Raw genomic sequence first — 14116 nt, 5'->3', positions numbered from 1 at the left:
ACGGGCTGGCCTTTCCGGCCTCCGGAGAAGACACTTTCGCCAAGTGGGCGATTCCCACCGGTGTCTGGAGTCGAGTGATGCCCGATCTCGAAGCGTTCATCCGCGGCCTGCCCAAGGCGGAACTCCACCTTCATATCGAGGGCAGCCTGGAGCCCGAGCTGATGTTCGAGCTGGCCCGCCGCAACGGGATCGACCTGCCCTTCGCCGACGTGGAGGCGGTGCGTGCGGCCTACGCCTTCTCGAACCTGCAGGACTTCCTGGACATCTATTACCAGGGCGCCCGAGTGCTGGTGACCGAGCGCGACTTCCACGACCTGGCCATGGCCTATTTCCGCCGGGTGGCCGAGGACGGCGCCACCCATGCCGAAATCTTCTTCGACCCTCAGACCCACACCGAGCGGGGCGTCGCCTTCGCCACTGTCGCCGACGGCCTGCTGTCGGCGATGGAGGAGGCCAGGACGACGCTCGGCGTCACCTCCAAGTTGATCCTCTGCTTCCTGCGCCACCTCTCCGAGGAGGACGCCTTCGAGACCTTGAACCAGGCGCGGCCCTATCTGGACCGCATCGCCGGGGTGGGCCTGGATTCATCGGAGCTGGGTCATCCGCCCTCGAAATTCGCCCGGGTCTTCGCCGCCGCCCGCGAGCAGGGCCTGAAGCGGGTGGCCCACGCTGGGGAGGAGGGGCCGCCGGAATATGTCCGCGAGGCCCTCGACCTGCTGAGCGTCGACCGCATCGACCATGGCAACCGCTCGCTGGAGGACGCCGATCTGGTCAAGCGCCTGGTGGCCGAGGCCGTGCCCCTGACCGTCTGCCCGCTCTCGAACCTGAAGCTCTGCGTGGTGGACGAGCTGCCGGCGCATCCGCTGAAGCGGATGCTGCGCCTGGGCCTCAAGGCCACGATCAATTCCGATGACCCGGCCTATTTCGGCGGCTATCTGGCCGAGAACTGGATCTCGACCGCCCATGCGCTCGGCCTGACCCGCGACGAGCTGGTGACCCTGGCCCGCAACAGCTTCACCGGCTCGTTCCTGACCCCTGGAGAGATCGCGGTTCACCTGACCGAGATCGACAACTACCTGACCGCGTCCGCCTAGCCGGCCTCCAGCGCCAGCAGGGCGAAGGTCGCCAGCCAGTGCTCGCCCATATAGTCGCCCGCGACCTGTGCCAGGCCCGCGGCGAGATGCTGGTCGGCGGCGGCCAGCGCAACGGCGCGGACCGGATCGGCGGCGTCCAGGGATCCGGCGATGGACCGCCAGCACCAGGCGCGGCTGAGGCAGAGGCCGTCCAGGTGGGCGATCTTGCCGTCGGTTCGGTCGCTGACCGTGGGCGGGGTGAAGAGGGTCGCGGGCCGTCGCTGCGCGGCCTCCGGCAGGAACCGTGCGAACCAGACCCGGAAGTCGGCGGCCGGCAGGATGCGCCGCAGGCACTCGGCCTCGACCAGGGTGGCGGAGAGGAAGTCGTCGCCGCTGGGTTCCCAGGCCGGCGCACTGGCGTCGGCGAGATACCAACCCCTCGCGGTCACAGCGATCAGCCGGGCGAGCTCATGGTCGCCGACCTGGGCTGCGTAGTCCGACGCCAGCGAGAGCGCGAACGCGGTGTTGCCGTGGGCGCCGGTGCGGATCGGATAGGTGGCCAAGGGCAGGAAGGCCTTGAACCGATCGGCGAAGGCCTGGGCCAGGGGACGCAGGTTCCGTCCCCAGGCCGCCTCGTGCCGTTCCAGCTCCGCCCCCAGCATCAGCAGCCAGGCCCAGCCATAGGGCCGCTCGAAGCCCCGGCTGGTCGGGCGGGCGAGGTAGGCCAGTTCGCCGGCCGCCTTGTCCGGGGTCAGGCTGGCGTCGAACAAGGCGCGGATCTCGGCGGCCGGCGCCATGTCTGGGAACCGCCGCAGCAGCCGGGCCAGCAACCAATAGCCGTGGACGCAGGAGTGCCAGTCGAAGCTGCCGTGAAAGATCGGGTGCAACAGCCGGGGCGGCAGCACGTCCTCGTCGCCCGCCATCACATGGTCGAGCTTGTAGGGATAGGGCTTGGTCACATGGCCGAGCGCTAGCCGCGCGAACTTTGCGGCGAGGTCGGGGGTGAGCTCAGAAGCGGAAGACGAGGACATACATCAGGGCCGTGTTGGCGAGCAGCAGCAGGAGGGCGGTGGGGACCTGGGCCTTGATCACCCCGTTGCGGTCGGTGAGCTCCAGCAGGGCGGCGGGTACGATGTTGAAGTTGGCGGCCATGGGGGTCATCAGGGTCCCGCAGAACCCCGACAGCATGCCGATGGCGCCCATGATCGCCGGGTCGCCGCCGAAGCGCATGACGATCAACGGCAGGCCGATCCCGGCGGTCATCACCGGGAAGGCGGCGAAGGCGTTGCCCATGATCATGGTGAAGATCGCCATGCCGAAGGTGTAGGCGGCCACCGCGGCAAGCTGACTCCCGTCCGGCAGCCAGGCCGAGGCGAGGGCGCCGATGGCGGTCCCGACCCCGGCGGCGGCGAAGACGGCGCCCAGCGCCGCCAGCATCTGGGGCAGGACGGCGGCCCAGCCGACCGTGTCGAGCAGGCGGCGGCCCTCCTGCAGCGGCGTGACCGGCCTGGCGCGCAGCATCGGCATGGCGATGGCGAGCGCCACGAAGACCCCGAGGATCAGCGAGACCAGGGTGGCCTGTTTGGGATCGACCAGGCCTGCCAGTTCCGGCCGCTTGAACAGGAAGGTGCCGGTAAGCGCCGTGGCGGGGATGGCCAGGGCGGGCAGGAAGAGCCTGTTCCCCAGCCGCGCGGCGCTCTCGCGGCGTTCCTCGGGGGTGCTGGTGGCCGGGACGCCGTGGCCCAGGCCGCCGAAGCCCGCCACCGCCACCATGGTGATGACCAGCAGGCCGTTGACCAGATCGGGCAGGTGCGATCCGAACAGAAAGCAGACGGCGAACAGACCCCAGAAGGCTGTGTTTTTCCAACGCTTCGGATTGGTCGCGTCGCGGGCGCTGTAGACGGCGATGGCCGCGAAGAAAGCGCCGGCGATGACATAGAGGACCTCGAGGCCGATCATTGGGCCGCCTCCACGGGGCGGGCGTCCGACAGGACGCGGGCCAGGCGGCGGTCCAGCAGCATCAGCCGCGTCCCGTGGATGGCGAGCGCGCAGACGGCGGTGGGGATGGCCCAGACCGAGAGCTGAAGCGGCTCCACGATGATGCCGTTCTGCTCCAGGAAGCCCTTGATCAGCAGGATGGAGGCGATGGCGATGAAGATGTCCTCGCCGAAGAACAGCGCGATGTTGTCGGCCGCCGCGGTGTGGGCGCGGATGGTCTGGCGGGTGTCGTCGGCCAACTCGCCGTAGTGGGTCTCGGCGGCGGCCTCGGCCATGGGGGCGATCAGCGGCCGGACCATCTGGGCGTGGCCGCCCAGGGAGGTGAGGCCTAGCGCCGCCGTGGCCTGGCGCAGGATGAAATAGAGCAGCAGCAGGCGACCGACCGTGGCCGCCTGGATGGCGCCGATCAGGGTCTTGGCCCGCTCCTGGAGTCCAGCCCGCTCGAGCAGCCCGATGACCGGCAGCACCACCCAGACCACGCTGACATAACGGTTTTCCTTGAAGGCCTTGCCGAAGGTCTCGACCACCTCCACCGGCCCCATCCCGCCCGCCACCCCGGTGACCAGGGCCGCCACGGTGACCACCAGCAGCGGGTTGAGGCGGGCCATGAAGCCCACCACGACAATGACGATCCCGATCAGCGACAGCACGCGCGCCCTCCCGAAGTGCGGCCGAACTCTAGCCCAGACGGCTTGGCTTCATAGACCTGAACTGGCGGCTCGTTTGGCGCGTTTCTCCAGGGAGGCGACGCCACTATCCAAGCGGAGAGTTTCGTGACAGCCTCGTAATGTTCGCGCCGCTCGACCGGCACGGCTTTAGAAACGGACTGGGAGTGAAATATGTCGCGACACCCCACCATGGGGCGCTTGTCGCGAGGTCAGACGAAGAGCCTGAGCTCTATCGCCTGCCTTGCCTTCGTCGGCGTCATGGGCGTGGCCTTCTGGGCCGGCGCCGTATGGATCGCCAACACCCTCATCCAGCTGCTGTCCTAGCGGCTTCGGCTCAACGCTGGGGCATGGCGTTGCGCTTGCGGATGATGGAGAATTCGAGGCTGGAAGCCGCCACGGTATCGCTGAGCGGCCAGAAATCCTGCAGCACGCGCACCTCGGCGCCCGCCTCGACCAGGGCCCGCATCGGGTCTGTACAGACCTGTTCGGCGAGCGGAATCACGGCCTGGCGCGATATCCAGTAGCCGGCGTCGCCCAGGGCTAGGTCGAACGTCTCGACCGGCATCTCGTAGACGCGCAGGGTGCAGGCCTTAACCCGTTCCAGCCAGGCCGCCTCAAAGGCCACCACCCGCCGCGCGCGGCCGAGGAACCGGTCGGCGTCGGCGTCAGTGGTCTGCGATCCCCGGCCATAGGTGATGCGCGGGCAATCGCGGGGCAGCAGGAAATTGACCAGGTGGTCCTCATCCACCGCCCAGACGCAGTCGCCAGTGACGCCGGAGTCGGTCGAGGGCGGAGGGCGCGGGTCGAACCGCGCGATGCCGGCCTCCTCGCTGACGTGGAAGAGCCTAGGCACGCCCGATGCTGGCGTACTTGAAGCCGCGCGAGCGGACCTCGTCGGGCTTGTAGATATTGCGCAGGTCGACCAGGACGGGGGCGTTCATCAGCAGCTTCACCCGGTCGAGGTCCAGGGCGCGGAACTGGTCCCACTCGGTGATGATCACCAGGACGTCGGCGTCTTGGGCCACGTCATAGGGATTGTCCTTGAAGTCCACGTCGCGCAGCAGTTGGCGCGCCTCATGGCCGCTCTCGGGGTCGAAGGCCTGGACGCGGGCGCCCATGGCCTGCAGCGCCGGGATGATGTCGAGGCTGGGGGCGTCGCGCATGTCGTCGGTATTGGGCTTGAAGGCCAGGCCCAGCACCCCGACGGTCTTGCCGGCCAGGTCGCCCGAAAGTGCGTCGGAGACCTTGCCGGCCATGTTCTTCTTGCGCTCGTCATTGACCTTGACCGTGGTCTCGATCAACCGCACCGGCGAGCCGGCGTCGGTGGCGGTGCGCACCAGGGCCAGGGTGTCCTTCGGGAAGCAGGAGCCGCCATAGCCGGGGCCGGCGTTGAGGAACTTGTTGCCGATCCGCTTGTCCAGACCGATGCCGCGAGCGACCTGCTGCACATCGGCGCCCAGCGCCTCGCAGAGGTCGGCCATCTCGTTGATGAAGGTGATCTTGAGCGCCAGGAAGGCGTTGGCCGCGTACTTGATCAGTTCGCTGGTCCGCCGCGTGGTGAAGACGATCGGCGTCTCATTCAGATAGAGCGGGCGATAGAGCTCGGTCATCACGGCGCGGGCGCGCGGATCTTCGGTGCCGACCACCACGCGGTCGGGGCGCTTGAAATCCTCGATGGCCGCGCCCTCGCGCAGGAACTCCGGATTGGAGACCACGGCGAACTGGGCGTCCGGGCGGACCTCGCGGATGATCTTCTCGATTTCGTCTCCGGTGCCGACCGGCACGGTGGATTTGGTGACGATGATGGTGAAGCCGTTCAGCAGGCCGGCGATCTCCCTGGCCGCGGCATAGACATAGGAGAGGTCGGCGTGGCCGTCGCCGCGCCGCGACGGCGTGCCCACGGCGATGAACACCGCGTCGGCCTTGTGGATCGCCTCGGCGGCCTCGGTGTCGAAGGAGAGGCGCCCGGCCTTGACGTTCTGGGCGACCAGCAGGTCGAGGCCCGGCTCATAGATCGGGATGCCGCCGTCGCGCAGGCGCTCGATCTTGCTGGCGTCCTTGTCGATGCAGGTGACCGTGTGGCCGAAGTCGGCGAAACAAGCGCCGCTCACCAGGCCCACATAGCCGGTTCCGATCATCGCAACGTGCATGGACTATCCTCGATAAATGGCTTCGGCCGCCTTTCACCACGCCGCGACCGCACCCGCAATCGCCGCGCCGAACCAGAACGGCACATTCGTATCGCGGTGCAGCAAGAGCCGCGCCCGCCGCGCTTGGGGGATCAGACTTCCTGGTTGTAGGCGCCGACGTCCGGCCGCTTGGCCAGGCGCGGCTTCACCTCTTCGCGGAACAGGGCGCGCATGTCGGCGTCCGACTGGGTGCTCTCCACCACCACCACGATCTCGGGCTTGTTGGACGAGGCGCGGACCAACACCCAGGACCCGTCCTCCAGGGCTACGCGGACGCCGTTGACGGTGATCACCTCGACGATCTTGCGGCCCAGGATCGTGCCGCCGGCCTTGGCCAGGGCCTCGTACTCGGCGACCACGTCCTCGACGACCTTGTACTTCACCTCGTCGGCGCAGTGGGGCGACATGGTGAGCGAGGTGTAGGCGATCGGCAGGGCGTCCTTCAGCTCCGACAGCTTCTTGTCCGGGTTGCGGTCCAGCATCGCCAGAATGGCCGCCGCGGCGGTCAGGCCGCAGTCGTAGCCGCGCCCCAAGGGCGCGTTGAAGAAGAAGTGCCCGCTCTTCTCGAAGCCGGCGAGCGCGCCCAATTCGGCGGTCTTGCGCTTGATGTAGCTGTGGCCGGTCTTCCAGTAGACGGTCTTGGCGCCGTTCTTCTTCAGCACGGGGTCGGTGGCGAACAGGCCGGTGGATTTCACGTCGACCACGAAGGTCGCGTCCTTGTGCAGTTCCGACAGATCGCGGGCCAGCATCAGGCCGATCTTGTCGGCGAAGATCTCCTCGCCGGTGTTGTCCACCACTCCGCAGCGGTCGCCGTCGCCGTCGAAGCCCAGGGCCAGGTCGGCGTCGAACTCGCGCACCGCCTTGGCCATCTCCTGCAGCATCTCGTGGTCTTCAGGATTGGGATTGTAGCGTGGGAAGTTCCAGTCGAGCTCGCAGTCCATCTCGACGACCACGGCCACGCCCATCCGGCGCAGGGCCTCGGCGGCGAAGGCGCCGGCCGTGCCGTTGCCGCAGGCGCAGACCACCTTGAGCGGACGCTTGATGTTCACCCGGCTCGAGACGTCGGCGATGAAGCGTTCGGCGAAACCCTGGACGTGGGTCAGTGAGCCGCCGGGCCGGTACTGGCTCAGTCCGCCGAGGACGATCTCCTTCAACCGGCCCATTTCGTCGGGGCCGAAGGTCAGCGGGCGCTGGGCGCCCATCTTCACCCCGGTCCAGCCGTTCTCGTTGTGGCTGGCGGTGACCATGGCCACGCAGGGGGCGTCCAGTTCGAACTGGGCGAAATAGGCGGTGGGAGACAGGGCCAGGCCGATATCGACGACCTCGCAGCCGGCCGAGACTAGGCCGAGCGTCAGGGCCTGCTTGATCGAAGTCGAATAGGAGCGGTAGTCGTGGCCCACCACGATCTTGGTCTGGCCCAGTTCCTGGATATAGGTCCCGAGGCCGAGGCCCAGGGCCTCGATGCCCAGCAGGTTGATGTCGGGGCCCAACATCCAGCGCGCGTCGTATTCGCGAAAGCCGGTGGCCTTCACCAGCGGCGTATTCTCGTACTCGATCGTATTGGGGACCAGGTCGGCGCGCGGAACGGGCAGCATCGGAACTCCATCGGATGGCGTCGGGCGTCGTGTTTAAAGGTGTTCCACCCTTAAGACTATCCGAACGCCGCCCATGAACTTCACGATTGCGACGTTGGTTACATCACGCCGGCGCGAAGCAGGTCGTGGACATGCAGAATTCCCACCGGCCGGCCCTCGTCGACCACGAACAGGACGGTGACCGACGGCGGCGGATCGCTCATCAGGGCCAGGGCCTCCGACGCCAGCATGCCGGGCGGCACGGTCTTCCTGGGGCCGGGGGTCATGACCTCTCCGGCGGTGTGGGTCACCAGGTCGTCGAAGTGGCGGCGCAGGTCGCCGTCGGTGATCACCCCCACCAACCGCCCATCCGATCCCTGTACGCCGACGATCCCCCAGGTCTTGCCGGTCATCACCATCAGGGCCTCGCGCATCGGGGTGTCGGGGGTCACCAGCGGCACCTGATCGGCGCCGTGCATCAGGTCGCCGACCGTGCGCAGCATGGCGCCCAGCTTGCCGCCGGGATGGAAGGTCTTGAAGTCCTTGGCCGTGAAGCCACGCCGCTCCAGCAGGGCGACGGCCAGGGCGTCGCCGAGCGCGATCTGCAGGGTGGTGGACGTGGTCGGCGCATTGACCTCGGCGGTGGCCTCCGTCCCGTCGGCCAGCTCAAGGACCACCGTGGCGGCGCGGCCGAGCGCGCTGTCGGGCGAGGCGGTGATCGCGATCAACGGGATGTGGAAGCGGGTGGCGTAGGCCAGGACATCGGCCAGTTCCCGCACCTCGCCGGACTTCGAGAGCCCCAGGATCACGTCGTCCTGGCCGATCATGCCCAGGTCGCCGTGGCTGGCCTCGGTGGCGTGGACGAAGAAGGCGGGCTGGCCGGTGGAGGCGAAGGTGGCGGCGATCTTGCGCGCCACATGGCCGGACTTGCCGATGCCGGTGCAGACGATGCGGCCCTTCGCCGAGGCCAGGATGTCGACGGCGCGCACGATGTCATCGCCCAGCGCGTCGGCCTGCTGGCGCAGGGCGTCGGCCTCGGTGTTCAGCACGCGGCGGGCCACGGCGACGGCGTCGAAGTTGCTCATCGGGCGGGGGTCCGTCATTTGGTCGGCGAGATCGCCTGGGTCTGCAGGTCGGAGACCGCCGCGCGGGCCTGGCTCAGGCGTTGCTCGGAGGCTTCGGTCTCGCGCTTCATCGCCGCCTGCATCTCGGGCGTGCGCTGGATCGGCGGGCTGCCGAACGGCCCCCATGACCGATCGCCCAGCCCCTGGGGCCAGACCATGGCCAGCGCGACGAGGCCGAGAGCGAGCGCCGCGAGCGCCGGGAAGAACAGGCGATTGAGCATCGGCGCACATATAGACGGCGCTTAGACAAGGAGCCAGCGGGCCTTGACGCTGGCGGCCCTGGCCCTTAGCCCCGCTCGCAACCGCTGAAGGAGCCAAGCGCTTGTCGAAACTGATCCTCCTCCGCCACGGCCAGAGCCAGTGGAACCTCGAAGACCGTTTCACCGGCTGGGTCGATGTGGACCTGACGGCCGAGGGCGAGGCCCAGGCGATCAAGGGCGGGGAATTGATCAAGGCCGCGGGCCTGTCCATCGACCGGGCCTTCACCTCCGTGCTGACGCGCGCCATCCGCACGCTCTGGCTGGCCCTGACCAGCGCCGGCCAGGTGTTCGTCCCCCAGACCACCGACTGGCGCCTGAACGAGCGCCACTACGGCGGCCTGACCGGGCTCAACAAGACGCAGACCGCCGCCAAGCACGGCGAGGCGCAGGTGAAGATCTGGCGGCGCTCCTACGACATTCCGCCGCCGTCCCTGGCGCCCGGCGGCGAGTTCGACTTCGCCAAGGACCGCCGCTACGCCGGCGCCGTCCTGCCGGACACCGAGAGCCTGAAGACCACCCTGGAGCGGGTCCAGCCCTATTGGGACGCAGAGATCGCCCCGCGCCTCAAGGCCGGCGAGACCGTCCTGGTGGCCGCCCACGGCAATTCCCTGCGGGCCATCGTCAAGCTTCTGTACGGCCTGAGCGACGAGGCGATCATCGGGGTCGAGATTCCCACCGGCAATCCGCTGCTGATCGACCTGGACGCCAACCTCAAGCCCACCGCCGCGCGCTACCTCGACGAGAGCCGCGCCACGCCCCTGCCCCAGGCGGCATGAGCGCCGCCGACCAGGACCATATGAGCCGCGCCATCGACCTGGCGCGGACCAATCTCGGCCGGACCGGCGACAACCCCTCGGTCGGCTGCGTGATCGTTAAGGCCGGGCAGGTGGTGGGGGAGGGGGCGACCGCGCCGGGCGGGCGCCCGCACGCTGAGGAACAAGCCCTTGATCGCGCGGGAGAAGCCGCGCGGGGCGCCACGGCCTACGTCACCCTGGAGCCCTGTGGCGCGCGTTCGTCGGGAGGGATTTCGTGCTCGGAGCGGCTGGTCGCCGCCGGCGTGGCGCGGGTGCTGATCGCCTGCGAGGACACCTCGCCCTTCGCCGCCGGTCAGGGCGCCGAGCGGATGCAGGCGGCGGGGATTGAGGTTCAACTGGGGGTTTTGGCGGACGAGGCCAGCGTCCTCTATGTTGGATATCGACCCTGCGACGATTCACCCTAAACAGCTTAAGTTGCGGAAAGAGCGTGTTAATTGCCGGGCGCTAGGATCGGCTCAGTTTCCCCGGGTTTCCCAAGTTCCGCATGTCGATCCTGACCGCGCCCACCCCAGATCTCCCGAAGCTCGGACAGGCCGAGTTCGAAGTCATCTGCGCCAAGCACGACCGCCTTTGGACCTCCAAGCCCGGCGGCGCCCGCGCGGTGTTCGCCTGGCGCGACCTCTCGGGACTGGACCTTCGCGGCAAGAACCTCTGCGACGCCGACTTCACGGGCGCCATCCTGGCCGACTGCCACATGCAGGGCGTGCGGCTGGACCACGCCAACCTGTTCGGCGCCGACCTGCAGAATTCCAACCTGACCGACGCTTCCATGCGCCGGGCCGACCTGCGCGGGGCCTGCCTGCGCAACGCCAATCTCACCGGCGCCGACCTGTTCGAGGCCGACCTGCGCGAAGGCTCCATCGCCGCGGTCGACCGCGACAAGGGCCTGCGCGTGCTGGAGCACCACAACCGGGTGGGCGACGCCAACGGCGCCATCCTGGCCGGCGCCAATCTGGAGCGCTCGCGCCTGTCCGGCGTCATGGCGATCAAGGCGGATTTCAGCGACGCGATCCTGAAGGACGCCAAGATGGTCCGGGCCAACCTCAAACAGGCCAATATGTCCGGCGCCAACATGGCTGGCGCGGACCTGTCCGGCGCCGACCTCGCCGGGGCCGACATGCGCGATTGCATCCTGGTGGGGGCCAAGACCTTCGCCTGGAACGTCAGCCAGGCCGACATGCGCGGCGCCCTGACCGACGAGCCCGCCGGCAAGTCCGTCGAGGACCTGCCGTACAAGACCATGATCCGCGACCATGCCAAATGGTGCGAGACCGGCGGCTCCGAGGGGACGCCCAGCGTGTTCGACAACGCCGACCTGCGGGCCCTGGAGTCCATCCGCGGCTTCAACCTGACCGCGCTCTCGGCCAAGGGCGCGACCTTCTACGGCCTAGACATGGAAGGCGTGCAGCTGCAGGGCGCGCAGCTCGACGGCGCCGACCTGCGCAACTGCAACCTGCGCCGGGCCGACCTGCGCGGCGCGCGCCTGGTGGGCGCCAAGATGTCGGGCGCGGACCTGCGTGACGCCCAGCTCGGCCCCCTGCTGATCGGCGCCGACCGGATGCTGCCGGCCAACCTGACCGGGGCCAGCCTGAAGAACGCCGACCTCGCCCGCGCCGACGTCCGGCACGCCATCATGGTCGACGCCGACCTCAGTCGCGCCAACTTCACCAACGCCATGGTCAAGCAGACCGTGCTCACCAACGCCCAGAAGTGGGGCGCCCGGGGCCTGGAAGACGCGATCTGACGCGCCGTTCGCACGGTTCCCAGTAAGCTTAACGGTTCAGTCGGTCTTGCCCGCGTAGACGACCGGCTTCGTGAGGTCTTCAGGGAGGTCGTTCGTGAACGCCATCGGGCTAATGGGTCGGCGCAGACTATCGGCTGGCGAGATCGAGATGATCGTCGTCGCGCATGAGCGCTTCGTCGCCGGCAAGCCTGGCGGCAAGCGGGCCGCCCTGCGCTTTGTCGACCTCTCCCGGGCCGATCTCTCCGGCCGCGACCTCTCCGACGCCGACCTCTCGGCCTCCATCCTCGACGGCGCCAAGCTGGTCGGCGCCAATCTTTCTCGCGCCAACCTGTTCGGCTGCGACTTGCGTAAGGCCGACCTGCGGATGGCCAATCTCACCCGCGCGGACCTGCGCGGCGCCTGCCTGCGCGGGGCGGACCTCAGCCGCGCGGACCTCAGCCAGGCCGACTTCCGCATCGGCCAAATCGCTATCCCACATCCCAGCAAGGGCCTGGCCTCCCTGTCGCACGAACGCCGTCACGGTCAACTCGACAATGCCGTCCTCGCCGGCGCGACCCTGCACGGCTCACAGATGGACGAGGCCTCGGCCTATGCCGCCGACTTCACCGACTGCTCGCTGAAGGGCGCCAAGCTCGCCCGCGCCAACTGCAAGGACGCCAACTTCGCGGGCGCCATCTTCGACGGGGTGGACCTGGCCGGCGCGAACCTGGAGGGCGCCAATCTGGCCGGCACGGTGCTGTGCGGCGTCGACGTTCGCGCCGCGCGGCTGTCGGACGCCACCAACATGCTGGGCTCCATCGGGGTGGTGACTTCGGAGGCTACGGCCAAGGCGCCGTCCCTGCTGGACCAGGCCCTGTCCAACCACCTGTGGTGCAAGACCGGCGGGCGGGAGGGCCGGCCGGCCATGCTGGACGGCGAGGACCTGCGGCCGCTCGGCGACAAGCTGCGTGGCCTGCGCCTCAGCGCCATGAGCGCCAAGGGCGCCATCATGGTGGGTCTGGACCTCACCGGGACCCAGCTGCAGGGCGCCAATCTGGAAGGCGCGGACCTGCGTGGGGCGATCCTGGATTCCGGCGACCTGCGGGGCGTCCGGATGATGGGGGTCAACCTGATCAAGACCGACCTGCGCGACGCGGTTTTCGCCCCCTTGCCGCTTGGCCCCAACCGCAGTCAGCCCTCGCAGCTGGGCAGGGCCAAGCTGCGCTACGCCATCGCCCAGCGCGCCGACATGACCGGGGTGGTTTTCGACGGCGCCGACCTGCGTGGCAGCGACTTCACCCGGGCGATCATGACCGGCGCCAGCCTGCGCGACGTGGGCCTGGCGGGCTCGGTCGGCCTGGAGATCGTACTGGCCGCCTAATCTCCCGTGGGCTGACGCCTGGGCAAGCCGCTAGGCTCGGGTCATCTCAACGGGAGACCCCAGCATGGACACCGTCAGCGTCGAGACCCGCGGTCGCACCGCCATCGTCACCATCGAGCGGCCCGAACGGCGCAACGCCGTGGACGGCGCCACCGCCCAGGCCCTGTACGACGCCTTCAAGGCCTTCGACGCCGATCCCGCACTGGACGTGGCGGTGCTGCAGGGCCGCGGCGGAACCTTCTGCGCCGGCGCCGACCTGAAAGGCGTCAGCGAGGCGCGGGGCAACGCCGTCAAGCGCGAGGGCGACTTCGGGCCCATGGGCTGCACCCGGCTGGCGCTCGGCAAGCCGGTGATCGCCGCCGTCGAGGGCTACGCCGTGGCTGGCGGCATCGAGGTGGCGGCCTGGTGCGATTTGCGGGTCGCCGCCGAGGGCGCGGTTTTCGGGGTGTTCTGCCGCCGGTTCGGGGTGCCGCTGGTCGACCTGGGGACCGTGCGCCTGCCGCGGTTGATCGGCCATTCGCGGGCCATGGACCTGATCCTTACCGGTCGGCCCGTGGACGCCGCGGAGGCCTACGCCATGGGACTAGCCAATCGGCTGGCGCCGCGGGGCGGGGCGCTGGACGCGGCGCTGGAACTCGCCGCTCAGCTCTCGGCCTTCCCCCAGACCTGCCTGCGCAACGACCGGCTCTCGGCCATCGGCCAGTGGTCGCTGGACTGGGACGCCGCCATGCTGGCCGAGGTCGATGTCGGCCTCGAGACCCTGAGGTCGGGCGAGGCCCGCGAAGGCGCCGCGCGCTTCGTCGCAGGCCAGGGCCGCGGCGGAGCGTTCTGAGCTACCAGTCGGTCTTGCCGTTCACGTACTCGATGGGAATGGCGGCCAGGTCGAGGTCGTCGCCGAACAGCCGGGCGTTCACCGAGACCCGCATCTTGTCGTAGTCGGGCTCGCCGGTGTCGAAGCTCGGGAACTCCGAATAGGTCCCGCAGCCGCAGATCCCACAGTGGTGGTGTTGGCCGATATAATGGCCCCACTGATAGGTCGAGACCCGGTCGCGGGCCGTCAGCAGCTTGAACTGGGCCACTGGGTAGTAGGCGTGCAACGCGCCGCGCTTGGCGCAGAACGAGCAGTTGCAGCTCGTCACCGAAGCCGGCGGCTCGGGAACCTCGAACTGTGTGGCGCCGCAATGGCAGCTTCCCTTGAGGGGCATGGTCGTTCTCCCTGAAATCCGGAGACGATCTTAGAGCGGTCCTGCCGCCACCGTGCTGTCAGCTTGGATCTGAGACCCAAAGAAAAGGCCGACGCGATCACCCGCG

16 protein-coding genes are annotated in these 14116 nt (G+C 68.8%); 7 read left to right on the top strand and 9 right to left on the bottom strand.

The window, feature by feature from the left end; translation table 11 throughout:
* Positions 1–77 precede the first annotated feature (77 nt).
* Positions 78–1094 carry an adenosine deaminase gene (locus V6M51_RS21210; RefSeq protein WP_332770228.1) on the top strand — a complete coding sequence of 339 codons (1017 nt, stop codon included), beginning with the start codon at positions 78–80 and terminating at the stop codon, positions 1092–1094.
* Here V6M51_RS21210 and V6M51_RS21205 read toward each other — a convergent pair.
* The 3 genes from V6M51_RS21205 to V6M51_RS21195 are packed head-to-tail and all read right to left on the bottom strand — an operon-like array spanning position 1091 to position 3721.
* On the bottom strand, positions 1091–2104 hold the full coding sequence (locus tag V6M51_RS21205) for a DUF2891 domain-containing protein (RefSeq protein WP_332770227.1): 1014 nt from the start codon (positions 2102–2104) through the stop codon (positions 1091–1093). The two genes, V6M51_RS21210 and V6M51_RS21205, sit on opposite strands and share 4 nt — an antisense overlap.
* Entirely contained in the window at positions 2082–3032 is a 951-nt protein-coding gene (locus V6M51_RS21200) for a DUF979 domain-containing protein (RefSeq protein ID WP_332770226.1), read from the bottom strand. The genes V6M51_RS21205 and V6M51_RS21200 overlap by 23 nt, the downstream gene beginning before the upstream one ends.
* A complete protein-coding gene (locus V6M51_RS21195; RefSeq protein WP_332770225.1) occupies positions 3029–3721 on the bottom strand; it encodes a DUF969 domain-containing protein in 693 nt (230 codons plus the stop codon). Before V6M51_RS21195 ends, V6M51_RS21200 begins: the two co-directional genes overlap by 4 nt.
* Positions 3722–3910: 189 nt before the next feature.
* Between V6M51_RS21195 and V6M51_RS21190 the strand changes: the two genes are divergently transcribed.
* Positions 3911–4063: a hypothetical protein gene (locus V6M51_RS21190; RefSeq protein WP_332770224.1), complete on the top strand. Its 153-nt coding sequence runs from the start codon at positions 3911–3913 to the stop codon at positions 4061–4063.
* Positions 4064–4073: 10 nt separating this feature from the next.
* Here V6M51_RS21190 and V6M51_RS21185 read toward each other — a convergent pair whose 3' ends face one another.
* From V6M51_RS21185 to V6M51_RS21165, 5 genes are all read right to left on the bottom strand, one after another.
* Positions 4074–4592, bottom strand: coding sequence for a DUF6886 family protein (locus V6M51_RS21185; RefSeq protein ID WP_332770223.1), 519 nt, complete (start codon positions 4590–4592; stop codon positions 4074–4076).
* Positions 4585–5889: a UDP-glucose dehydrogenase family protein gene (locus tag V6M51_RS21180; RefSeq protein ID WP_332770222.1), complete on the bottom strand. Its 1305-nt coding sequence runs from the start codon at positions 5887–5889 to the stop codon at positions 4585–4587. Before V6M51_RS21180 ends, V6M51_RS21185 begins: the two co-directional genes overlap by 8 nt.
* Positions 5890–6020: 131 nt before the next feature.
* Positions 6021–7523, bottom strand: coding sequence for a phosphomannomutase/phosphoglucomutase (locus V6M51_RS21175; RefSeq protein WP_332770221.1), 1503 nt, complete (start codon positions 7521–7523; stop codon positions 6021–6023).
* Positions 7524–7621: 98 nt separating this feature from the next.
* Complete coding sequence (locus V6M51_RS21170) at positions 7622–8587, bottom strand: KpsF/GutQ family sugar-phosphate isomerase (RefSeq protein ID WP_332770220.1); 966 nt, start codon at positions 8585–8587, stop codon at positions 7622–7624.
* Positions 8588–8601: 14 nt separating this feature from the next.
* Complete coding sequence (locus V6M51_RS21165; protein WP_332770219.1) at positions 8602–8847, bottom strand: hypothetical protein; 246 nt, start codon at positions 8845–8847, stop codon at positions 8602–8604.
* Between the two features lie 101 nt (positions 8848–8948).
* On the opposite strand from V6M51_RS21165, the gene gpmA reads away from it, so the two are divergent.
* From gpmA to V6M51_RS21140, 5 genes are all read left to right on the top strand, one after another.
* Positions 8949–9662 carry a 2,3-diphosphoglycerate-dependent phosphoglycerate mutase gene (gpmA, locus tag V6M51_RS21160; protein WP_332770218.1) on the top strand — a complete coding sequence of 238 codons (714 nt, stop codon included), beginning with the start codon at positions 8949–8951 and terminating at the stop codon, positions 9660–9662.
* Entirely contained in the window at positions 9659–10105 is a 447-nt protein-coding gene (locus tag V6M51_RS21155) for a bifunctional diaminohydroxyphosphoribosylaminopyrimidine deaminase/5-amino-6-(5-phosphoribosylamino)uracil reductase RibD (RefSeq protein ID WP_332770217.1), read from the top strand. Before gpmA ends, V6M51_RS21155 begins: the two co-directional genes overlap by 4 nt.
* An 80-nt stretch (positions 10106–10185) precedes the next feature.
* Complete coding sequence (locus V6M51_RS21150) at positions 10186–11445, top strand: pentapeptide repeat-containing protein (RefSeq protein ID WP_332770216.1); 1260 nt, start codon at positions 10186–10188, stop codon at positions 11443–11445.
* A 148-nt stretch (positions 11446–11593) separates the two neighbouring features.
* Positions 11594–12805 (top strand): pentapeptide repeat-containing protein, encoded by a 1212-nt coding sequence (locus V6M51_RS21145; protein ID WP_332770215.1) that lies wholly within the window; start codon positions 11594–11596, stop codon positions 12803–12805.
* A 64-nt stretch (positions 12806–12869) separates the two neighbouring features.
* Complete coding sequence (locus V6M51_RS21140) at positions 12870–13637, top strand: crotonase/enoyl-CoA hydratase family protein (protein ID WP_332770214.1); 768 nt, start codon at positions 12870–12872, stop codon at positions 13635–13637.
* Between the two features lies 1 nt (position 13638).
* Here the strand turns inward: V6M51_RS21140 and V6M51_RS21135 are convergent, their stop codons facing one another.
* Positions 13639–14010, bottom strand: coding sequence for a GFA family protein (locus V6M51_RS21135; RefSeq protein ID WP_332770213.1), 372 nt, complete (start codon positions 14008–14010; stop codon positions 13639–13641).
* Positions 14011–14116 lie beyond the last annotated feature (106 nt).

Origin of the sequence: Phenylobacterium sp. (assembly GCF_036677185.1) — a bacterium.
In the GTDB taxonomy this organism is placed as follows: Bacteria; Pseudomonadota; Alphaproteobacteria; order Caulobacterales; family Caulobacteraceae; genus Phenylobacterium.
The sequence above is the reverse complement of the archived record's forward strand: the minus strand, read 5'-3'. Positions and strand labels throughout refer to the sequence as shown.